This window comes from Nonomuraea sp. NPDC002799, assembly GCF_053592075.1.
Map to the genome: position 1 here is coordinate 68,638 of NZ_JBSFVA010000024.1, position 21,717 is coordinate 90,354.

Genomic DNA, 21,717 nt, shown 5'->3' on the forward strand with positions numbered 1-21,717 from the left:
TCAGGGAGCGAGCACGACCGTCTTGCCCAGCAGCCGCCCGGCGCCGGCATCCTCATGCACGGCGGCCAGCTCGGCCACCGCGCGGTGGGCGGCGACGTGGAGCCGGAGCTTGCCCGCATCCACCTTGGCGACCAGCTCGGTCAGCTGGGCTCCGTCGCTGCGAACCCACAGGCTCGCGCTGCGCACCCCCCGGGCGGGGTCCTCGGGAACCGGGCCGGCCGTGCTAGCCGCGACCCCGCCGTCGGCGACGTAGTTCGTCAGCCGCGCGAGCTCCTCCGGGGAAACGCGCACATGGTTCACCACGACCTGGAACGGGCCGCCCACGGCGACCGGGCCCGCGGCGAGGTCGAGGGGGGCTACGACCCGGTCCGCGCCGTAGCCCCGAAGGCGGTCGGCGTGCCGCGGTGCGTCCACCGCGGTCACGTGCGCCCCCGCGTCGACGGCGAGCTGCACCACGAGGCTGCCCACCGCGCCCCCCGCCCCATTGATCAGGACGGTCTGACCGGGCTTGAGCTCGGCGAGTTCGAACGCCGTCTGCCAGGCCGCCAGGCCGGTCAGCGGCAGCGCCGCGGCATCGGCCAGCTCGATCGTCCGGGGCGCCGGGGCCAGCGACCCGGCCGGGGCGAGCACGTACTCGGCGGCGCCTCCGGCGGAGTCGAGGGGCAGCATCGCCACGACCCGGTCGCCGACCTCCAGGCCGGTCACGTCGGCGCCGAGTTCAGCGACGGTGCCCGCCAGGTCGATCCCCGGCACGTACGGGAGAGTGATCGGGATCATCTCGGCCAGGACACCGGCGCGGATGTGGTCGTCGACCGGATTGAACGACGTGGCTGCCACCCGCACCAGCACCTGCCCGGCGCCGGGGGCCGGGCGCTCGACGTCCTCATAGCGCAGAACCTCGCTGCTGCCGAACTCGTGGAAACGTATTGCCTTCATGGCGCTTTCCTCCAGGGTGCATTGCTGTCGTCGCCAAGGGACAAGGCGATCAGGCCGGTAGGCGAGGCACTCAGGTCAGCTGTGCGGACCGGGGCGAGCCGCCCATCACTTCACTTGCCCTGGCAAGCACTTTCACTTGCCGAGGCAAGTGAAAAGGTAGCGCAGTAAGAGTTGCCCAGGCAAGTGACGCAAGTTGCCCAGGCAAGTAGGATGGGGCCCATGGACACCCAGTCACCTTGGCTCGACGACGAACAGCAGGATCTGTGGCAGGCGCTGCTCACGGTCGTCATCGCCCTCCCTGCGGCCCTCGACCGCCAGCTGCAGCGAGACGCCGGCATCTCCAACTTCGAGTACGGGGTCCTGGCCCAGCTGTCCATGGCCGACGAGGCCACGCTGCGACTCAGCGACCTGGCCCGGGTCTGCGACAGCACCCAGCCCCGCCTGTCGAAGGTGATGGACCGCTTCGAAACCCGCGACTGGGTCACCCGCCGACCCGACCCCGGCGACGGTCGGTACACGCTCGCCACCCTGAACGACGCCGGCCGGCAGAAACTCGTCGAGAGCGCACCGGAACATGTCGCGCAGGTGAAGCGGCTCGTGTTCGACCCGCTCAGCGCCGCGCAGCGCCGCCACCTCGAAGTCGCACTCACCCGCATCGCCGCTACCCTGCGCCGGGAAACCGAAGGAGGCTGAGCGGCCACCCTCTCGCGGCAGACCTCAGCCGTCGCGACGGTCCTCGTCGGCGCAGTGCGGCCGGCCGTCGCTTTTCCATGGGGCCGGCCGTAGCGTTCGATCATGACGCGGCGAGCCCTGGACCGGTGGAGCGAGCATCCTCAGCTCGCCGACGCGCCGCTGGCCGTGGCGGCCTGTACGTTCCTCCTGGTAGAGGTGAGCACGCCGACCGCGCTCATGCTCGTGCTGTACACCGCGGGCCGGTGGGCGTCCTCGCGGTGGCCGGTCGTCTTCCTGGCGGGCACGCTGCTGCCGGCGGTCGTGACGGTGGCGCGGATGTGGGCGGGGCCGGTGTTCCCCGCGCCTCCGGACGACCTGTTCGCGGTGTCGTTCGTGACCTGCGCGGCATCGGGGGCGCCGAGCGCGGCTGGGACGACGCGGGCGGCCACGGGCTGATCGGCATCCACGAGCGCGCCGAGGCGCTCGGCGGCACGGCGCACGGGGAGCCGCTACCGGAGGGCGGGTTCAGGGTCGAGGCGACCTTGCCGTGGGGGTGAGCCGCGAGGGTAGTAGCGGCCGAGGAGCGGCGGCCTGACCGGTGGTCGGTGTCACCGGCCGGACGGCCTATCGCTCGTACGAGAGCCTGATGTGTTCCAGCCGTTGCCGGAGTTGCTCCGCCGCGGGCTCCTCGACGCGCCCGACCAGGCTTTCCGCTGTGGCGATCACCCGGCGGACCGCGTCTCCCCCTCCCTCGGCCCTGGAGGTCGCGACCGCGAGGCTGCAGAGCGCCTGGACGGAGCCGAAGAGGTCGCCCAGCGTCTGGTATTTCCCGGCGGCACGCGAATAGAACGAGACGGCGTCCTCCAGCCGCTCCAGTTCTTCGCACGTCTCGCCCAGATCGTGGAGTATCTCCGCTTCGGCGTGCGCGTCGCCCACCTCCTGGCAGAGCGACAACGCCAGCCGGTGAGATTCGAACGCCTCGACGGCGAACCGCATGCGCAGTTTGACCTTGCCGATGTTGTTCAGGCTGACGGCCTGACCGTGCCGGTCATCGAGCTCGCGGCAGATGTGGAGGTCACCGAGGTAGCATTCGAGCGCTCGGGCACAGTCGCCGGTACGCCGGTAGAACTCGCCCAGATTGTTGAGCGAATCGGCCTCGCCCGGTCTGTCGCCCAGTTGGCGGCGCAGAGCGAGGGCCCGGAGAAAGCAGTCAAGCGCCCACGCTCTGTCGCCCAGTTCGGTGTGGGCGATGCCCAGGCCGTTGAGTATCCACGCCTGTGCCGCGAGATCGGAGATCTCCTCGGCCGCCGTCAGCGCCAGCCGCTGCGCCTCCCGCACCTCGCGCCAGCTGTTCCGTATCCGGTCGTAGCTGAAGAGGATGGTGGGGAGCTGCCAGGTCACTCGATAACGACCCGACTGGGCCGACATGCGGATCGCCGCGGCGAGATTGGGCCGCTCGATGTCGCACCAGGAGAGCGCCTGTTCGTAGGTCTCCAGCGGGTGGGGCTCGACGCCTTCGTCACTGGCCTGGACGATGTGCCGGCGGTGCGGGTCGAGCAGCCTGTCGGCTCTGTCGGCCGTCCTGACGTACCAGTCGAGAACGCGGCGTACGGCGGCGTCTCGCGCGTGCGGATCCACCTCCTCGGCCAGGCGCTCCCCGGCGAAGGCGCGCAGGAGGTCGTGGAACCGGTACCGCTCGGGTGAGGTCTCCTCCAGGAGGTGCTCGTCCAGCAGGTCTTCCAGGATCTTCACCGATTCCTGCCGGGGCAGGTCGGCGAGCGCGGCGGCCGAGTACGCGCAGAAATCATGTCCCGGGTGCGAGGCCAGCAGCCGGAACATCCGCCGGTGCTCCTCGCCGAGCTGGGCGTAGGACAACCCGAACATGGCCCGTAACGACCGGTCGCTGACCGACAGCTCGCTCAGGCGCTGCCCCGCGCCCTCCAGCCGGTCGATGAGAACGGAGAAACGCCACGTCGGGCGGCCCTTCAGCTTGCGGCCGGCGAGCATCAGCGCCAGCGGGAGTCCTCCGCACAACTCGGCGATGCGGTGTGCCGATTTGGGCTCGGCGAGCACCCTGCCCTCTCCGACCATCTCATCGAGCAGCTCCACGGCCTCGCCGGCGTCGAGGGGGGCCAGGGCGAGGGATCCGGCGCCGTCCAGCCCCGGCAGGGCGCGGCGGGTGGTCACGATGACCGCGTTGTCCGCGCTGCCCGGCAGCAGCGGGCGTACCTGCTCCTCGTTCGCGGCGTTGTCGAGCACCACCATGACCTTTCGCCGGTCCAGGCGGGCGCGATAGAGGGCGGCCCGCTCCTCCAGACCCGCGGGTATCTGCGCGTTCGGCACGCCGAGCAGCCGCAGGAAACTCTCCAGCACGGCGGAGGGCGCGGCCGGTTCGCGGTCCGGCGCGAACCCGCAGAGGTCGACGAACAACTGGGCGTCGTCGAAACGCGCCCGCTCCAGATGGGCGACGTGTACGGCCAATTTCGTCTTCCCCACGCCGGCCATGCCCTCGATCACGGCCAGCGGCATGCCGGTGCCGCCGTCCGGACCGCCCAGCCACCCACGCAGCCGGGCGACCTCCTCCCTGCGGCCGGTGAACTGGCGGATGTCGTACGGCAACTGCGCCACCGCGGGCACCGGCGCGTAACGCTGGGAGAGCTGGTTCATCCGGCGCGACCGGACCACCCGCAGGCGCGCGGCCCACGACCCGGGATCCTCGCCCAGGGCACCCGCGATGAGGCGGAGGTCGAGCTGTTCGATACGTCTGCCCTTGATGAGCATGTGGTGCAGGGACGAGGGCGCCATCCGGCGATCGGGATTGAGCTTGTTTATCTGCTCGGCGAGCTGCCGGTAAGACGTGCCCCGCTCGCGGCGGATCCGCTCCAGCGCCTGCAACACCCCGCGCACGTCTTCGAACTCATCGTGATCCTCGTTCATTCCGCCTGCCGCGCGATGGGTGTGCCGCTCCTCATCGTGCTTGTCCGAACGCGTACGAGCAAGTCCAACCTCTGTTGCCCGGGCCGACGGCACGTCAGCACCCTGTTCTGAACCCGTTCGCTCTGTGAGGCACATCGTGATGGACAACAAACGTCATCTCATCCAGCTGATCCGCTCCCGGGATCAGGGGATCGCCATCGAACACGCCGGAGGATCCATCACCTACCGCGAACTCGGGGAACGGGTCGATGAACGGGCTCTCGAACTGGAGCGGCACGGCGTGCGGGACCGTTTCGTGGCGATCGAGCGGGCCAAGTCGGCGGAGTTCGTGCTGGATCTCCTGGCGATCATCGCGGCGGGCGGCACGGTGGTGCCGATCGATCCGGACACGCCCGAGGATCGGCGGGCCGTCTTCCTCGACCTGGTCCGCCCCGCGTTTCTCCTGGACGAGAAGGAGATGGTGCGGCTCGGCGACGGTCCGCGCGGCGACGTTCCGCCCGACGCGGCCTTCGTCTATTTCACCTCAGGGTCCACCGGGCTGCCCAAGCCGGTGCTCGGGTCGGCCGCGGCGGTGCGCTCGTTCGCCGAATGGTTCGGCCCGGAGTTCGGCGTCGTGCCGGGCGACCGGTTCGCGTTCCTGACCGGGCTGAGTTTCGAGGCCGGCCTGCGGGACATCTTCCCGCCACTGGCGGCGGGCGCGACCCTGGTGCTGCCCGAGGCCGGCGCGGCGGGGGATCCCGAGGCCGCGGTCGCCTGGCTGGCCCGGCACGACATCAGCGTCGTCACGGTCGTGCCGTCGACGGCCCGCGCCTGGCTCACTCACGGGCGGCTGACCTGTCCCGCCGTACGCGCGGTGTTCTTCGTGGGCGAGCCGCCGGGCTCCGACGTGCTGGCCGGGTGGCGTTCGTTGTTCCCGAACACGACGTGCCGGGTGAACTCCTATGGCTCCACCGAGAGCGGGCAGGCGACCGTCTACCACCGCATACCGGACGGCATTTCGGGCGGCGACGACGCCGTGGCGGGCCGTCCGGTGCCCGGGACCTCTTACTGCTTCGTCGAGCCCGGCGCCGTGCTCGACGCAGACCTGGTCCGGCATCGCCTGGCGCACCCGGTGAACGCCGGTGAGATCGTGCTGGTGAGCCGCTCGTGCAGCCACGGCTACCTGGGGTTGCCCGAGGAGAACGCGGCCCGGTTCGCCGACCTCGGCGACGGGGTGCGGGCCTACCGGACGGGCGATCTGGGCCACACGGACGAGAACGGCGACCTGGTCGTCGTGGGCCGCGCGGACGACGAGGTCAAGATAAACGGCGTGCGGGTCCACCCGGCGGAGGTCGTACGGGCCGTTCGCGGGCATCGGTCGGTCCGCGATGCGTTCGTCACCGCGACCCGTTCCGGCGAAACGGCCAGGCTGACCGCATACGTCGTGCCCGCCGGCGACCTGACCATCGCCGACCTGCGGCGCGACCTGATGAGCGCGCTGCCGCCGGCGATGATCCCGGCACGTTTCGTCGAGGTCGCCGAACTGCCGCGTACCCGGACCGGGAAGATCGACCGGGCCGCTCTGACCGAGCGGGCGGGGCCCGGGATCGTGTTCGTGCCGCCGTACGGCGAGGTCGAATGCTGGCTGGCCGCCCAGTTCGCCGAGATGCTCGCCGTCGAGCGGGTGTCCGCGGCCGACGACCTCTTCACGCTGGGCGGCGACTCGATCACGGCCACCCGGCTGGTGTCCCGGGTCCGCCAGGAATTCGACGTACGGCTGTCGCAGCGCGACCTGTTCGCCGCGGCCACCGTCGCCGGGATCGGGCTGGCGATCACGGAGCGCCGGCTCGCCGACTCCGACCTGCTGGAACTGCTCGACGCCGTGGACGGCGGCGATCTCCACCCCGAAGGGACGTCATGACGGAGCCGTCACTGGCCGAACGGCTGAAGCGCCTGTCGCCGGAGCAGCGCGCCCGCTTCGACCGCCTGATGCGGGAGAAGGCGGCCGGTGCCGCACCGGCGCCGATCCCCCTGGGCGACCGCTCGTCCGGGCTGCTCCCGATGTCGTTCGCTCAGCGCAGGCACTATTTCCTGCAGCGGCTCCGGCCGGACAGCCCCGCGTACAACAACGTCGAGGCGGTACGTCTCCGAGGCCCGCTGAACATCGAGACCCTGCGCGCGGCCCTGGCCGCGACGGTCGCCCGGCACGAGGTCCTGCGGACGAGGTGCGTCCCAGGGGACGAGCCGATGCTCGTCATCGCCGGCCAGGCTCCGGCCATCGACGTCGTCGATCTCTCCGGTGACGGGACGCCTCCGCACGGCGAGGTGTTCGCGCGGCTCGCCGAACAGCCCTTCGACCTGGACCGCGAGGCTCCCCTTCGGGTGACGCTGGCGCGGCTGGGCGAGCAGGACCACGCGCTGCTGTTCGTCGTCCACCACATCGCCTCGGACGCGTGGTCGTGCCGGCTCCTCGTGCGGGAGATCTTCCGCGTCTACGCCGGCGCCGAACTCCCGCCGCTTCCCGTCCAGTACGCCGACTACGCCGCCTGGCAGCGGGCCGGCCTGGACACCGGGAAGGCGCGCGCGTACTGGCACGAGCGGTTGTCCGGCATGCCGCCCATGCTGGACCTGCCGCTGGAGCACCCGCGACCACCGGAACGCTCCGACCACGGGGCCGAGCTGCACCTCCATCTCGACGCCGGCCTGCGCCGCCGGTTGCACGAGAGCGCCAGGGACGCCTCGGTGACCCCGTTCGCGCTGCTGCTGACCGCCTTCGGGCACGTGCTGCACCGGCACTGCGGCACCGATGACGTGGTGGTGGCGACGCCGGTGTCAGGGCGCGATCGGGTCGAGACCGAGCAGCTGATCGGCTGCTTCGTCAACACCCTCGTGCTCCGGCTGGGGATGGGCCACCCGGGAAGCCGCCGCGAGCTGGCGCGGCAGGTGTGGCGGCGGACGGTCGACGACCTCGACCACCAGGAGTTGCCGTTCGAGCACCTGGTGAGCGCGTTCGGCCCGGAGCGCGATCTCAGCGCCGGCCGGCTCGCCCAGGTGATGATCAACTACTATCCGGCCACGGAGCTGGACGAGCCCGTGCCCGGACTGGACGCCGAGCCCCTCGACGTCGTCAGGGCCCGCGCCAAGTTCGACCTGACCTGCACGGTCGTCGATGCCCGCGACTCGTTGCGGGTGACGCTCAACTACGCCACGGACCTGCTCGGCGGCGACCTGGTCAGCAGGCTCGGCGAGCATTTCGCCGAGGTCCTCGACGCGCTGCTCACCGATCTCGACGCGCCGGCGGCCACCCTGCCGCCGGTCCCGCCGGGCGACCCGGCGCCCGCTCCGGCTCCGGCCGCTCGCGACGACGTGCCGGTGCTGGCCCGTTTCCAGGCCCAGGCGGGCGCGCATCCCGATCGGATCGCCGTACGGTGCCGCGACGACGTCATCAGCTACCGGGACCTCGACGAGCGGGCGAACCGGCTGGCCGGGTACCTGCGCGACCGGGGCTGTCCCACCGGCCGCGTCGCGCTGCTGTTCGAGCGGTCCGTCGACTACGTGGTCGCGATCCTCGGCGCGTTGAAGGCGGGGCTGAGCTACGTGCCGCTGGATCCCGCGATGCCGTCCGGCCATCTCGCGGCGGTGCTGGCGGCTTCGGACGCGGGGCTGCTGCTCACCCATCGGGAGCTGCCTGCCTATGAGGGGTTGCCGTCCGAGGGAGTGGCACTGGAGGACATCGCCACGGAGTTGGCCGGATACAGCGCGATCAATCCTGATCATCAGGTGGACGCCGACCAGGTGATGTACGTCCTGTTCACCTCGGGGTCGACGGGGACGCCCAAGGGCGTGGTGGTCGAACACCGGCATTTCTCCGCCTACCTCGCCTCGGTGCTGCGCCGGATGCGGGTTCCCGAGGGCCTCGGTTTCGCGATCGCGACGACCTTCGCCGCCGACCTCGGGCTGACCAACCTCTTCGGCGCGCTGGCGACCGGCGGCACGCTGCACGTGCTGCCGTACGAGTGGGCGGCCGATCCTGCGGAGTTCGCCGCGTACTTCCGCCGGCACCGGATCGACTTCATGAAGCTGGTGCCCAGCCACCTGCAGGCCGTCGCGGAGGCCGGCCTGCTGGCGGACGTGGTGCCGGCGCGGTTCCTCGTCCTGGCCGGGGAGTCCTGCCCGTGGGACCTGGTCGCCGCCGTCCGTTCGGCACGCCCCGGGGTGTCGATCTGGAACCACTACGGGCCGACCGAGACGACCGTCTCCGTGCTGGCCCACGAGGTTCCGGACGAGCGTGGTCCGGGCGTGGCCGTCCCGCTCGGCTTCGCGCTCGATCATGTCCGTACGCATGTCGTCGACCGGCACCTGCGGCCGGTGCCCCGAGGCGCGGCAGGAGAGTTGCTGATCACCGGGGCGAGCGTGGCCCGGGGCTATCTCACCCCTGACGGAACGCGCTTCATCAGTGACCCCTTCTCCGGCGACGCCGGCGCGCGGGCCTACCGTTCCGGCGACCGGGCCCGCCTGCGTCCGGACGGCTCGGTCGAGTTCCTCGGCCGGCTGGATCGCCAGACGAAGATCCGGGGGTACCGGGTCGAACCCTCCTATGTGGAAGCGGTGTTACGCCGCCACCCGGGCATCGCCGACGTCGCGGTCGCCGTACGGCAGGACGGCGACCCATCCCTTGTCGCCTACTACGTGGGCGATTCCGGTGTGCCGGAGCTGCTGGAGTTCGCCCGCTCGGCGATGCCGCCCTACATGGTGCCCGCCGCCTGCGTCGCACTCGACCGGCTGCCGCTGACGCCCAACGGCAAGATCGACTGGGCCGCGTTGCCGGAGCCAGGCCCGCAGGCCGTGCGGCACTCACCGCCGACGCCCCCGCGCCATGCCCGGGACGCACGGATCGCCCAGATCTGGGGCGAGGTGCTGGGGCTCGACCAGGTCGGCATCGACGACGACTTCTTCGAATCGGGCGGCGACTCGTTCACCGCCATGCGGCTGGCCCGGCGCCTCGGCGAGGACGTGCGCGTCATCTCCATCTTCCAGCACTCCACCGTACGACGGCTCGCCGACTTCCTCGGGCACGGCGACACCGGCGGCTACCTGTGGCGGCTACCCGGCGCCGAGCCCCGGGCCACGGTCACGGCGACTGTGGTCGCGGTGCCTTTCGGCGGCGGGGCCCCCGCCGCGTACGCCGAACTGGCCCGGGCACTGCCGCCGGAAATCCCCCTGTACGCGGTCGAACTGCCCGGCCACGACCCCACCCGGCCGGACCAGCCGCTGGAGGCGTTCGAGACGACCGCGACGGGGACCGTACGAGAGATCCGCGCGACCATCGACGGCCCGATCGTCGTGTACGGCCACTGCGTCGGCGCGGCCCTGGCGTACGACATCGCCCGGCGGCTGGAGGCCGGCGGCGGTGCGGTCGTGGGCGTGATCCTCGGCGGCGCCTTCCCCGCGCCCCGGTTGCCCGGGCGGCTGTTCGACCTGTGGGCGAAGCTCTTTCCCAGCGACCGCTGGCGCTCCGACCGGCTCTACCGTGACATGCTGCGCGGGATCGGCGGGCTCACCGGGGCGCTGGACCCGTCCGAGCAGGCGGCGACGCTGCGCGCGGTGCGGCACGACGCGCGGGAGTCCGAGGAGCTGTACTCGCGGCTGTGCCAGGAGCCCGGGAGGCGTTCGCTGCGGGCGCTGAGCGTGGTCGGGGAACGCGACCGGATCACCGAGTTCCATGAGGAGCGGTATCGCGAATGGGACCTGCTGTGCGCGGACACCGAACTCGCCGTACTCCCCGACGCCGGGCACTTCTTCCTCAAACACCAGGCCGGCGCGCTCGCCGGCATCATCGCCCGATGGCTGAACCGCCGGCTCGGCACCCCGGCCACCGTCCCACCGGCTGCCGCTCCACCCACCACCGCTCCACTCACCACCGCTCCACTCACCACCGCTCCACTCCAGCAGGACGTCACGGCCGCGACTCCCCTACCAGGCGCCGTTCCCCCCGCGACCTCGAGCTCAGAGCCTGAGCGGCCGTCCCGGAAGGCTCTCGTCGCGAACCTGCGCGGGTTCGCGCTCGTCACGTTCGGCCAGCTCGTGTCCCTGGTCGGCAGCAGGGCCCTGGCGTTCGCTCTGGGCATCTGGGTCTACCAGCGCACCGGCAGCGCCACCCAGTTCTCCGTCATCCTCGTCACCGCCCTGCTCCCCGGCCTGCTCGCCCTGCCGTTCGCCGGCGCGGCGGCCGACCGCTGGAATCGGCGGCTGCTGCTGATCAGCGCTGAAGTGATCAACGTCGTCGGCACCGGATTCTGCCTGGCGATGTTCGCGACGGGATCGCTGCAGGTGTGGCACGTCTGCCTCGCCGCCGCCCTCGGTTCCATCGCCACCGCCTTCCAGCAGCCGGCGTACCTGGCCGCCGCCGCGCAGCTCATACCGAAGCAGTACCTGGCGCGTACCAACGGGATCCTCCAGGTCGTGATGGCGCTGAGCCAGGCGGCCGGCCCCCTGCTGGGGGGCGCGCTGATCGCGCTGATCGGCCTGGCCGGCGCGATGCTGACCGACCTGGCGACGGCGCTCGTCGCGATCGCCACCCTGCTCGCGGTGCGTTTCCCGGACCTGCTCTTCCGCAGGCGCGAGGAGTCGATGGCGAAGGAGATCGGCGGCGGCCTGCGGTACATCACCCGGCGTCCCAGCCTGGTCGCCATGGTGCTGTTCTTCCTCGGCTACAACCTGCTGCTGGGCTTCGCGCTGGCGCTGCTTCCCCCGATGGTGCTCTCGTTCGCGGGTACGGGCACGCTGAGCCTCGCCACCGTGGTCGGCGCCCTGGGCGGGATCGCGGGCGGCGTGGCCATGGCCCTGTGGGGCGGATTCGACCGGCGGGCCACCGGCATGGTCGGCTTCGTGCTGCTCACCGGCCTCGGCATGATCGCCGCCGGAGCACGGCCCGCGCCGGTCTTCCCCGTCGTCGGCCTCGCGCTGATCATGTGCTCCATCGCGCTGATCAACGGCCACTGGCAGACCATGATCCAGCTCAAGGTCGGCATGGAACTGCAGGGCAGGATCCTGGCCATCAACCGCATGACCGCCAACCTGACCGAGCCGCTCGGCTACCTCGCCTCGGGCCTGCTGGCCGACGCCGTGTTCGAACCCGCCATGGCCCCTGGCGGCCTGCTGAGCGACGTGGCCGGCGGCCTGTTCGGCTCGGGTCCCGGCCGTGGCATGGCGGTCATGATCGTCCTCCTCGGCGGTCTCCAGATCGCCCTGGGCCTCGCCGGTCTGCGCTGGCGCACACTCCACCACATGGAGGACGTCCTCCCTGACGCGCTGCCCGGCGCGACCGCCACCTGGAACCGGGACGAACTGCAAGAACGCGCCGACGCACTCCTGAAGGCGTCCTCGCACACCGGCAGGACCTGAGCCGCACCCTGGGAGAAGGCGGTGGTGGCCCTGACACGATCCGGGCAACCCGCACCGTCAGGTGATCGCCGGCAGCGACAACCGCAGGTGCGCGGTAAGGTTCTGGCGGACTTTCTTTAAAGGTGGACGGCACGTGTGAGTAAGGCTGATGAGCTGATCGGCGCGGCGATGGAGGCCCTTGCCCGCGAGGATGAGGCAGCCTTCGACTCCGCCGCCGCCTTCCTGGCCGACCGGGACGACGCCGATCGCGTGCTGGTGGAGGTCGTGACCCTGGCGATCTCGGGGTTGTGGCGCAACGGCTGGCAGCCCGCCGACGTGGTCAGGATCACGGCCAGGCGGCTGACCGACTGGCACGCGCGAGCGGCGGCCGACCTCATCGCCTGGGAGATGCGGGCCTACGCGCCGGCCACGGTGGATGAGCGCTGGCGCGACCAGCTCGCCGGCCTGGAGGCCGTGGTGTGGTGGCAGGGCGGCTACCTGGCGGCGCGGCAGGCACGCGACGGGGCCGGCCGGCTGGCGACCGTCTCCGGTGGGCTGGAGCTGCTGGGGTTGCTGACCGGGCTGCCGCGGCTGGAGTCGTTGAGCCCGCGGCCCGGGGCCGCTCGCCGTACGGTCCAGGCACGCTCGCACGCGGTCAGCGAGAAGACGTTCACGCGGGTGCGGGCGCTGCTTGCCAAGGCGGAGTCGACGACGTACGAGGCGGAGGCGGAGACGTTCACGTCGGCGGCGCAGAGCTTGATGGCGAAATACAGCATCGACGCGGCGATGCTGGACGCGCAGCCAGGCGGAGATGCGGCCCCGGCGGGCATCCGGGTCGGCATCGACGCGCCGTACGAGCAGCCCAAGGCCGTGCTGCTCAACCTCGTCGCCGAGGCCAACAGGTGCCGGGTGATCTGGTCGAAGGAGCTGGGGTTCGCCACCGTGCTGGGGTTCTGGGCGGACCTGTCCTGGGTGGAGGTGCTGTTCACCTCGCTGCTGGTGCAGGCGCAGACCGCGCTGGTGAACTCGGGCACCAAGAAGCACGGCACCGGCCGGTCGAGGAACAAGACGTTCCGCCAGTCGTTCCTGTCGGCGTTCGCCTCCAGGATCGGGGAGCGGCTCGCCGAGGCCACGGCGGGTGCGGTCGCGCAGGAGAGTGCCAGCCGGGGCACCGACCTGGTGCCGGTGCTGGCGGCCCGCGAACAGGAGCTGGAGCAGGCGGTCGAGCGCATGTTCCCGAACCTGGTCTCGCACTCGGTCCGCACGTCCTGGGACCGGGAGGGCTGGGCGGCCGGCCGTACCGCCGCCGACCAGGCCAGCCTCGGGGCGCGAGACCGATAGCGCCTGTATCCCTGATGCTGGGGATTCGGTGGATGACGAGCACGGCGCTGGTATTTCGCGGTGCAGCTACGCAGCCTGGACGGGCACGTTGCAGGCCGCTGCGCTCGCCCTAGCCGACACCTCGCGTAACCGGCCGGAGCAGGCCCGCAGCCATGACGGCTTGGCACGCGCCCCTCTGGCGCTCGGTGGCGGCGAGCGGGCTCGGGTGGTGAGCCCTGGAACATCACAGGAAGCTCGGGGTGCGGAGGACGACGACCTGCGCGCCCTCCTCGACGCCGCCCCCTGACGCCGCAAACCCCAAAAAATCCGGGAAAGCCCCTCGTCCGCCGCGCTAATTCGCCAGTATTGTGCTGGGTTCGCGAAGACGACCATCGACGGGGGGACATGGGCGCCGTTCCAGTACATCTGCAGCAGTTACGCATGCGGCTGGCCCACGATCCCACCGTATTCGTCCCGCTGATCGAGGGCTACGCCGCCGAAGCCGACCGCGCCTGGGCGGCCGGGGACAGAGACGACTTCATACTGTGGCTGATGGAGGGCCTGGTCCTGGCCAACCAGACCCGCCACTACCTCCCGGCGAGGCTGCTGGCTTGGGGGCTCAACGTGCTGGCCGTCAAGGCCGCGGAGGCCGAGATCTACTTCCTGCAGGAGAAGCTGCTCGAAGAGGCCGTCTCCATTCTGCAGGCCGAAATCACCCGCGGTGGCCCGGTCGAGGAGGAAAGCGTCGACTACCTCGCCCGTGTGCTGCTCAACCTCGCTATGTGCAAGTGCAACGACGGCCGTGGAGCCGACAGCATCAGCCCCTTCCAGCGCTCGGCCGAGCTGTTCGGCCGCCTGATCAAGGCGGCGAGCGACACAGAGGATCTGGCCAAGTACCGGATAATCCAGATCCAGGTGCTGCAGCACCTCACCGATCAGCTCGACCTGCACCGCGGCCCGGAAGCCGCCTTGACCGCCGCCGAGCCGCGGACCGCCATCATGCGTGACCTGGTGCGCGCCTTACCCGGTCACGAGGAGTTGTTGGAGTTGCTCCGGGTCGCGCTGAGCCACCAGGCAGCGCTGCTGGTCCGCGCCGGTCGCCAGCGTGACGTCGTCCTCATCGCCACCGAGGCTCTGAACGTCGAGAGTGGTCTTCCGCCCGAGTATCAGAAGCCGCCGTGGCGCGCCAACATGCTGCACATGCTGTCTGTGTCCTACTACGCGACCGGTGATAGGGCCTCCGCCGTGGCCGCCATCGCCGACGCCGTACGGCTGCGCCAGAGCCTGGCCTTGACGGACGCGTCCCAGCGGGCCGAGCTCGAACAAGACCTTGTCGTGCAGAGGGAGCTGGCGAGATGATCAGCAACGGCGCGGTGGTGGACATGTCATGTGTCTGCCGGTCCAAGCATCTTCCCCCGCTGAGCGCGGAGGGGGCGTTCCTGTCCAGGTTCGACCTGGTCCGCGAGGCGTGGCGACGCCAGTACGGCCAGGCTCCGCTGACGCTGGTCGCCGACAACTCCCTGCGCCACCGGCTCACCCTGGCCGAGGACCGCGCCCGGCTGCGCCGGATGGAGGCCGACGGCGAAGTGATCATGGCTCGTTACGCCGACCCCGTCCTCCTGGACCTGGCCCGCGAGCAGCAGCTCCACGTTCTGAGCGCGGACCTCTACCGCGACGAGCGCCGCAGCAACCTGTGGATCCACGAGGTGACCGAGCGGTTCCTGGGCTGGCGTACCACCCGGGCCGAGGTACGGCTGGTGCCCGCCGGGGTCCGGCTGATGTCCCTGCAGAGCATGTCGCGCGCCGAGTCGGCCAAGGATCTCGACCGCAAACACAGGATCGACCTGCGCAACCGCGTCCACGAGCGGGCGCTGCGCTCGCAGTGGCGCTGCGTGGCGAGCTCCTGCGAGCAGGCCATGCTCTCCGATCACATCTGGGATTACCCCGCCTTCCGCACGGACGGCACCGTCGTCTGCGGCCTGTGCGGCACCGCCCTGGAAGAGGTCGGCCCGCGCCCTGCGCTGCGGGAGATCGTGCTGTTCGAGGCGCGCTCGAGGGAGGAGATCCTGCGCTTCCCCGTGCACGTGGGCCAGGAGGTGACCGTCGGACACGGCGTGGAACCGTACAGCGTGGACCTGGGCGACGAGACGCTGCCGCACCCAGAGGCCCGAAGGCGGGTGAGCAGGGAGCACCTGCAACTGGAGCTGACCGGCAGCCACGAGGACGCCCGCCTGGTGGCGGTGGATCTCGGCTCGTCCGGCGGTACCGAGGTGCTGCGCGGCACAGTCGGCGGCACAGGCAAGCGCAAGATGGACCCCGGCGAGCGGGTGAACGTCGGGCCCAAGGACCAGTTGGTGCTCGGCCGTCTGGTCGTGTTGCGTCAGTCGGGGCTGAAGTACTTCCCCGGACAGGTGGATTCCTCATGTTAGTGAGCCTCGTCCGGGTGGGCGCCTCCCGGCAGTCAGTCGCGAAGGCGGTGATACTGACCGGGGCAGACCACCGCAGAGTGGTGGCCGAGGCACGCCTGCCCGCGCCGCCCGCCAACCTCACTCCCGCCGTACTGGAGCCGGATGCCCGGCAGGCCGGACTGATCAGGGCCGGCCTGGATGGCGTCTGGCTGGGCACCCACAGCGCACGCGTGGAGGTCTTCTCCTACCTCGGTGCGGTGCTCGCCGCGCTGGCCAGCACGGCACGCGAGTACGGCGCGACCGTGCATGCGCCGGGCATCCAGCTCGGCACGACCCCCGCCGTGGCTGCGGGCGACGTGCACGCGCTGCGCACGGTGGACACCACCGAGCAGGAGGTGCTGACGAACCTGCTGCGCCGCCACAGCCCGGTGCTCATCGCGCTGGCCGGCCGCGCCACCATCGGACCGACCCAGGACAGGATCGGCTCGCGCTGGCTGGCCGACTCCCGCGAACACCTTGCCACCCGCTACCTGGCTTCGGCCGACCCCAGGCACCTCCACCACGTCAAGGCCGACCTGCGCCGCCGCGACGGCATCGCCGACCTGACCAGGATGGACGTCGCCCCCCGCGCCACGGAACCGGCCGAGGTGCTGGTGCGCTGCCTCGACGGACAGATCTCACTGGCCGACCTGCGCGCCCACGCGGTGCTGCTGGCCGCGCTCGCCCTGCACGCCCGCCGCCTGGTCAAGACCGGACGCCGTGAGGGCAACGTGCCCCAGACCCTGATCGAGGGCAACAGGGCGCGGGCGATCACCCACGGGCTGCGCGCCCGCTTCACCGAGGAGGCCGGCCGCCGCCCGGTCCAGGCCACCCGCGTGGCGCGGCGGCTGCTGGAGGACCTGCTGCCGGTGCTGAGCCTGCTGGAGGCCACCGCCGAAGAGCTGATCCCGGTGCTCGCGCCGCTGGAGCTGCCCGAGGTGGGCCTGCCGCCGCTGCGCACCCAGGACCTCATGGCGGGCATGACGCGCCAGGGCGAGCAGGCGTTGGCCAGGCAGGCCGAGTACGAGCTACATGACCCACGCCCCGGCGGCGGCCTGCTGCACTGGCTGCGCACCACCCACCCGGGCAGGACGGAGCTCGTGCTGGACAAGTGGCGCACGGCCCTGGCCGATGGCGGCGCCCGCCGTAAGGCCGATGGCGGCGCCCGCCGTAAGGCCGATGGCGGCGCCCGCCGTAAGAAGGGCGGAAAATGACCACCCGTCCCGACTGCCAAGTCGAGGCCGTGCTTGATCTGCGCCAGTGGGCCGAGCCCATGCCCAAGGGCCCCGACGGCTTGGTGGAGCTCTGGTCCTGGCTGGAGCCCACCCTGCTGGGCCGCGACCTGGTGCCCGGCAGAACACACAGCTGGCAGGCCGAGCACGGCACGATCTCACTGGAGATCCTCCGGCTCGCCCCCGGCCAAGGCCCGGTCACGGCCGAGACCAGGTTCGGCCTGGCCGCCATACGCGAGCAGGCAGAACTGGTCTACCGGTGCGCGACCTGCGCCAAGCAGGGCAGGACCGGGTACGCCTCCTTCCGCTGCCGCTGGTGCGCCGACGCGGGAGCGCCCGAGCGCTGCTGCGTCGAGCACGCCGTCATCCTCGACGGCGCGCTGACCCCGAGCTGTCCCAGCCACCACCCCGCCTGCCGCGACTGCCGCAGGCCCGCCGCCTTCTGGTGCGGCGGCGAGTCCTGCAGGGCCAAGGTGGCCTGGTGCACCCAACACCGCCGCTCACACCCGCACGACAACGACGTCGACTACTGCGCGGGCTGCTACCAACTCGCCTTTCCGGTTTGCCGGCAGCCCTCCTGCACGGCGGTGGGCACGGTGTTCTGTGACTGGCTCGACCGCTCCGGCGAGCCGTGCAAGCTGGCGGCCTGCACCAAGCACGCTCGCCGCTGGCAGGTGTTCGGCGCGGAGAAACTCGGCCTGGGCCTGTGCGGCAGGCACTCCGCGGTGCGCGGGCTCCCGCCCGAGGAGCTGCTCCTGCAGATCTGCTCGGCGGCGGCCGGTCGCCGCCTGCGGATGCCGTCGCTGGCCGCGTTCGGCTTCAACCTGCGCAACAGCGGCCATCGCGAGCTGGCCGTGGACTACCGCTCGATCCGCGCCAAGCTGGCCGCCCTGCGCCCCCGCTCGTCCGGCAAGCGGTACGGCGAAGCCCTCACCAGGGCCCTGACCAAGGCGGCCACCGACTGGGACCGCGAGCTGGAACGGCTGGGCGGACACGCCGCCACCGGCGAGCAGCTCACCGATCGGCTGCGCCGCTTGGTCCGCGAGGGCGACCCAGGTTTCGGCGACCAACTCGCCGCCGGGCTGCGGCTGGCCGAGTACAAACCGGAGCGCTCCGGCGGCCGGTCGGCCACGCTCTGGGTCCACCTGCCCGAGGACCTGCAGGGGGCCTTCATCGGCAAGGGCGGGGCGCGGATCAAGGACTACCAGCAGCGGCTCGGCGTCGTGATCAGGCTCGAGGGCAACACGCGGGGAGGACGGCGATGACCGCGCCGCAGTTCGGTTCCGTCAGCCACCTGCTGCATGTGGTGCTCGCTGGCGGCCCGCTGGCCGGCCAGCGGATCGGGGTGGCGCCGGGCGACCTGCCGGGCGGTGAGCGGCCCGCGCTGCTGAGCGTCGACACCGGGATGGGGCTTGCCTTGTCGCCCGTGCGGCTACTGCCGCTGGCCGAGGTGCCCACCGGGGGCCTGGCGGTCAGCGAGGAGCTCGCCCCGGCCGTCGGCCTGGACAGCGGCAGGCAACCGGCAGGCTGGTGGCTGGAGTTCCCACCGGTGACGCCGATCAGGCGGCTGCGGCTGGAGATGGCTACCGAGACGCAGCTGGACCACGCTGTGCGCGAGCTGGCCGAGTCCGGGCTGGCCGGCCGGCTGCTGTGGGTGCCGCCAGGCGAGCAGGGCGAGGCGTGGCTGGACGTGAACGGTCTCCCGTACCGGGTGCAGCATCTCGACGTGGCGGGTCAGCGGGCCGTCCTCGCCGAGCTGACCGCCGAGACCGAGGTCGAACTGTTCGCGCCCGGCGCGCGCAACGGGGTGGACATCGTCGTGCTCGCCGACTGCAGCGGCTCGATGAGCGTGCCCGACATCCCCCCGTACGGCGAGCCGGGCGACTACTCGCCGCGCACCCGCCGCCAGCGGCGTGACGAGTCGCTGCGGATGGCGCTGTACCACCTGCTGGACATGCGGCTGCAGATCAGCGGGCGCATCTCCCGGCTGGCGATGGTGGCCTTCACCGAGCGCACTACGCAGATCTTCCCCCGCGTCCCCGGCATGGCCGAACTCGATAGCTCCTCGGCTGCCGCGGCCGAGGAGTTCCGCATGGCGATCACCAGCCTGCGCGCCATGGACGGCGGCACCGACATCGGCAACGCCCTTCACCAGGCGGCCAACCTGCTCTACCTGTACGGCAAGCCGGGCAACGACCGCCTGATCGTGCTGGTCAGCGACGGAGCCCACTGGGCGCCCAAGGGCGACCAGGGCCTGGGCGAGGTGGTGCTGGCGGCCGAGGAGCCGGTCAGCCTCATGGAGCACCTGCACCGCGACATGAAGATCCGGCTGCACGCGGTCGGCATCAGCACCCCGCAGCTATATCACGACTACGTCCGCGCGGGCGGGACCCAGTCCAGCGTCCTGGAGCCCAACCACGGGCTGCTGCAGGAGCTCGTACACGTCGGCGGCGGCGACACGGCGGCCATCGGCGGGGTGGAGGTGCTGCGGCACTACTTCTCCGGCCTGGGCTCGGGCATGTCGCGCCGGGTGCCGTTGCGCGCCGCCGTACCGCATGCGCGGGTTCTGCCGCCGGAGGTGGCCGCTGCGCTGAGCAGGATCAAACCGGCTTCCGGCCGGTGGGAGCACACACTGGACCAGCTCGCCGACCGGCTGCACGCTGCCTGCGGCGACGTTCTCCTGCAGGCCGAGGTCCTGTCCTCACGCACCACCTCCGTCATCAACCGCAGGGTGCGCGCGGTGCAGGACCCCGACTTCATGCGGGACGTGGTCGCGGTCTTCCGCCCCAAACGCACCGGCAGGGAGGGCGCCGAGCCGGCGGAGGTCATGACGCACCTGGACTCCCACCTGGAGGCGCTGAATGAGCAGACCGTGCGTGACGTTGAGCGGCGCATTGCCTGGCTGGGACGGCTGGCCGAGTTGATCGAGGAGCTCGCCAGGCGGCTGGCGGCGGCCCCCGCTCCCGCTCCCGCGCCGGTTTCCACGGTCACCGACGCCAAGTCGGTGGGCTTCAGCTACCTGGGGGAGGTGTGAACGGTAGCTGGTCACCCGGCTGGCAGTGCGGCCCCGACGGGCGCTACGAACTGCTGAGCTACCTGACCACCGGCGGCGAGGGCGAGGTGTGGCGTGCCACTCGCCTCGACCACAACGGCCGCCGCTACCCGATCGCCCTCAAGATCAAGAACCCCGGCACCGAGGACGACAGGCGGCGCTGGGAGGACGCCCGGCATCGGGCCGCCCAGCTGCGCGTCGACGGTCTGCTCGCCCCCACCGACTGCTTCCTCGGCCCCGCGCCCCACCCGGCCGGAACCACCGGGGCGGGCACCGCCGCCTACCAGGTCACGCCCTGGCTGGGGGAGGCGGAACCCATCCTGCACTGGGCCGAGCGGCAGCCCGTCGCGCAGCGGCTGGAGGCGCTGGCCCAGGTGTGCCGCATCCTGGACGGCGTACACGACCAGGGATACGTGCACCGCGACATCTCCGGCGGCAACGTCATGGTGGACCCCGGCGGCCGGGTGACGGTGATCGACCTGACCGCGCTCGGCGCCGTCGAGCACACCACCGGGCTGGCTCGCGTCGCCACTCCCGGCTTCCACCCCGGACAGAGCGAGGCCAAGTCGGAGGCGGTCGACTGCTACGCGGTGGGGGCGCTGGTCCACCGGCTGCTGCTGCCGGGCGCACGCAGGCTGGACTCAGCGCAGCACGCAGCGAGCCTCGCGCACGAGGCGCTGGTGGCGGCAGGGTATCCGGTGGTGCTGGCCGATGAGCTGGTCCGGGCGCTCGACCGTGACCCCGAGCTCCGTCCACGGCCGCTGACGCCGTGGGCTCGGCGGTTGACGGCGCTGCTGGCCGTACAGGAGGGGGAACGGACGGGGGTTAGCCTGTTCACCGACGTCAGGGGGCGGCCGGTGATCGTCTCCTGCGGGCCCGCCGGGGTGCACTACCAGCACGAAGCCGACTACGACCGGCTCAACGCCCGGCTGCCCTCCCGCTCGGGCGGGCCGCGCGGGGTGCGTGAGGTGGCCACCGCGCGCGGCGGCGACGGCCGGGTGGCGGTGGCCGCGCTGACCGTCGGGGGCGCGCTCCACCTGGGCACGGAGGACGGCTGGCGTCAGGTGGCTGAATCGGCCTCCGGAGTGGCGGTGCTGGCCTCGCCCCAGGGCGACGTGCTGGCCTTTGCGGCCTCGCCGGGGGAGCTTGTGATGACGCGCTCCGGCTCGGACGCACGTCTGGCCTTCGCAGTGGCCGGGCGGGCGCGGGTTCTGGCCGCCGCCTGGGACGACAACGGCGACGCCGCCGTCCTGGTGCGCGAGGCGGGACGGCTGGCACACTGGCGCTGGCCGCTGAAGGCGCTGCCCTCCTCCGTCACCGTGTGCGAGCTCCCCGTCGCCTCGGCAGCCATCTGTCCGGGACCTTGGGACGAGCTCCAGGCGGTCGTCGTGGGCGAGGACGGATCCGTGCGCTGGTGGGCGCAGCATTCCGATGGCGTGTGGGAACCCGCGAGCGGCCCCGATGCCTCGCGAGCGCAGGACGTGGCTCTCCTGTCGGTGCGTGGTGGTCTCTGCGCGGCCTGGGCGGGACCCGAGGGGGTGTGGGTGAGCACCCCGTCGGGAACCTCGCACCTGGCCACCGCCCCCGCCTCGCGCGTCTCGATCGCGCAGGGCTCGGACTGGCGGCTGAGCGTGGCGGCACTGACGGGTGGCGAACCGGCGTGCTGGCAGGAGAGCTGGGACAGCCGCTGGTACTCGGTCCGCCGCTGATGCCGTTTCCGTAGGTCGGGATGATTGAGACATCTCCGGCGTGGCGTGTT

The 21,717-nt window shown here is 71.7% G+C and carries 13 protein-coding genes; 11 read left to right on the forward strand and 2 right to left on the reverse strand.

The annotated features are described in order from the left end of the window. Nucleotides 1–936, reverse strand: coding sequence for an NADP-dependent oxidoreductase (locus tag ACWD0F_RS34400; RefSeq protein WP_449883205.1), 936 nt, complete (start codon nt 934–936; stop codon nt 1–3). A gap of 219 nt (nt 937–1,155) precedes the next feature. Here ACWD0F_RS34400 and ACWD0F_RS34405 point away from each other — a divergent pair, with 219 nt between their 5' ends. Together ACWD0F_RS34405 and ACWD0F_RS34410 are read left to right on the forward strand one after the other, a co-directional pair. Beyond that, nucleotides 1,156–1,629, forward strand: coding sequence for a MarR family winged helix-turn-helix transcriptional regulator (locus ACWD0F_RS34405; protein ID WP_449883206.1), 474 nt, complete (start codon nt 1,156–1,158; stop codon nt 1,627–1,629). A 102-nt stretch (nt 1,630–1,731) separates the two neighbouring features. Next, nucleotides 1,732–2,064 carry a hypothetical protein gene (locus ACWD0F_RS34410; RefSeq protein WP_449883209.1) on the forward strand — a complete coding sequence of 111 codons (333 nt, stop codon included), beginning with the start codon at nt 1,732–1,734 and terminating at the stop codon, nt 2,062–2,064. Nucleotides 2,065–2,232: 168 nt separating this feature from the next. On the opposite strand, the gene ACWD0F_RS34415 is transcribed toward ACWD0F_RS34410, so the two are convergent. Beyond that, on the reverse strand, nt 2,233–4,545 hold the full coding sequence (locus tag ACWD0F_RS34415) for an ATP-binding protein (protein ID WP_449883212.1): 2,313 nt from the start codon (nt 4,543–4,545) through the stop codon (nt 2,233–2,235). Nucleotides 4,546–4,684: 139 nt separating this feature from the next. On the opposite strand from ACWD0F_RS34415, the gene ACWD0F_RS34420 reads away from it, so the two are divergent. From ACWD0F_RS34420 to ACWD0F_RS34460, 9 genes are all read left to right on the forward strand, one after another. Then, nucleotides 4,685–6,445, forward strand: coding sequence for a non-ribosomal peptide synthetase (locus tag ACWD0F_RS34420; protein ID WP_449883214.1), 1,761 nt, complete (start codon nt 4,685–4,687; stop codon nt 6,443–6,445). Continuing rightward, on the forward strand, nt 6,442–11,928 hold the full coding sequence (locus ACWD0F_RS34425) for an amino acid adenylation domain-containing protein (RefSeq protein WP_449883217.1): 5,487 nt from the start codon (nt 6,442–6,444) through the stop codon (nt 11,926–11,928). The genes ACWD0F_RS34420 and ACWD0F_RS34425 overlap by 4 nt, the downstream gene beginning before the upstream one ends. Nucleotides 11,929–12,063: 135 nt before the next feature. After that, nucleotides 12,064–13,248, forward strand: coding sequence for a DUF2786 domain-containing protein (locus ACWD0F_RS34430; protein WP_449883219.1), 1,185 nt, complete (start codon nt 12,064–12,066; stop codon nt 13,246–13,248). A 384-nt stretch (nt 13,249–13,632) separates the two neighbouring features. Next, entirely contained in the window at nt 13,633–14,586 is a 954-nt protein-coding gene (locus ACWD0F_RS34435) for a hypothetical protein (protein WP_449883220.1), read from the forward strand. Continuing rightward, nucleotides 14,583–15,656, forward strand: coding sequence for a hypothetical protein (locus ACWD0F_RS34440; RefSeq protein ID WP_449883222.1), 1,074 nt, complete (start codon nt 14,583–14,585; stop codon nt 15,654–15,656). The genes ACWD0F_RS34435 and ACWD0F_RS34440 overlap by 4 nt, the downstream gene beginning before the upstream one ends. After that, complete coding sequence (locus ACWD0F_RS34445; protein WP_449883224.1) at nt 15,650–16,888, forward strand: hypothetical protein; 1,239 nt, start codon at nt 15,650–15,652, stop codon at nt 16,886–16,888. The genes ACWD0F_RS34440 and ACWD0F_RS34445 overlap by 7 nt, the downstream gene beginning before the upstream one ends. Next, nucleotides 16,885–18,171 (forward strand): hypothetical protein, encoded by a 1,287-nt coding sequence (locus ACWD0F_RS34450; RefSeq protein WP_449883225.1) that lies wholly within the window; start codon nt 16,885–16,887, stop codon nt 18,169–18,171. Before ACWD0F_RS34445 ends, ACWD0F_RS34450 begins: the two co-directional genes overlap by 4 nt. Beyond that, nucleotides 18,168–19,940, forward strand: a complete 1,773-nt coding sequence (locus ACWD0F_RS34455) for a vWA domain-containing protein (RefSeq protein ID WP_449883226.1) — start codon at nt 18,168–18,170, stop codon at nt 19,938–19,940. The genes ACWD0F_RS34450 and ACWD0F_RS34455 overlap by 4 nt, the downstream gene beginning before the upstream one ends. Next, nucleotides 19,937–21,667: a serine/threonine protein kinase gene (locus ACWD0F_RS34460; protein WP_449883229.1), complete on the forward strand. Its 1,731-nt coding sequence runs from the start codon at nt 19,937–19,939 to the stop codon at nt 21,665–21,667. Before ACWD0F_RS34455 ends, ACWD0F_RS34460 begins: the two co-directional genes overlap by 4 nt. Nucleotides 21,668–21,717: the final 50 nt, after the last annotated feature.

Coding starts and splice junctions, on each gene's coding strand:
- ACWD0F_RS34400 (WP_449883205.1), bottom strand. CDS start 936: ATGAAGGCAATACGTTTCCACGAGTTCGGCAGCAGCGAGGTTCTGCGC.
- ACWD0F_RS34405 (WP_449883206.1), top strand. CDS start 1,156: ATGGACACCCAGTCACCTTGGCTCGACGACGAACAGCAGGATCTGTGG.
- ACWD0F_RS34410 (WP_449883209.1), top strand. CDS start 1,732: ATGACGCGGCGAGCCCTGGACCGGTGGAGCGAGCATCCTCAGCTCGCC.
- ACWD0F_RS34415 (WP_449883212.1), bottom strand. CDS start 4,545: ATGAACGAGGATCACGATGAGTTCGAAGACGTGCGCGGGGTGTTGCAG.
- ACWD0F_RS34420 (WP_449883214.1), top strand. CDS start 4,685: ATGGACAACAAACGTCATCTCATCCAGCTGATCCGCTCCCGGGATCAG.
- ACWD0F_RS34425 (WP_449883217.1), top strand. CDS start 6,442: ATGACGGAGCCGTCACTGGCCGAACGGCTGAAGCGCCTGTCGCCGGAG.
- ACWD0F_RS34435 (WP_449883220.1), top strand. CDS start 13,633: ATGGGCGCCGTTCCAGTACATCTGCAGCAGTTACGCATGCGGCTGGCC.
- ACWD0F_RS34440 (WP_449883222.1), top strand. CDS start 14,583: ATGATCAGCAACGGCGCGGTGGTGGACATGTCATGTGTCTGCCGGTCC.
- ACWD0F_RS34445 (WP_449883224.1), top strand. CDS start 15,650: ATGTTAGTGAGCCTCGTCCGGGTGGGCGCCTCCCGGCAGTCAGTCGCG.
- ACWD0F_RS34450 (WP_449883225.1), top strand. CDS start 16,885: ATGACCACCCGTCCCGACTGCCAAGTCGAGGCCGTGCTTGATCTGCGC.
- ACWD0F_RS34455 (WP_449883226.1), top strand. CDS start 18,168: ATGACCGCGCCGCAGTTCGGTTCCGTCAGCCACCTGCTGCATGTGGTG.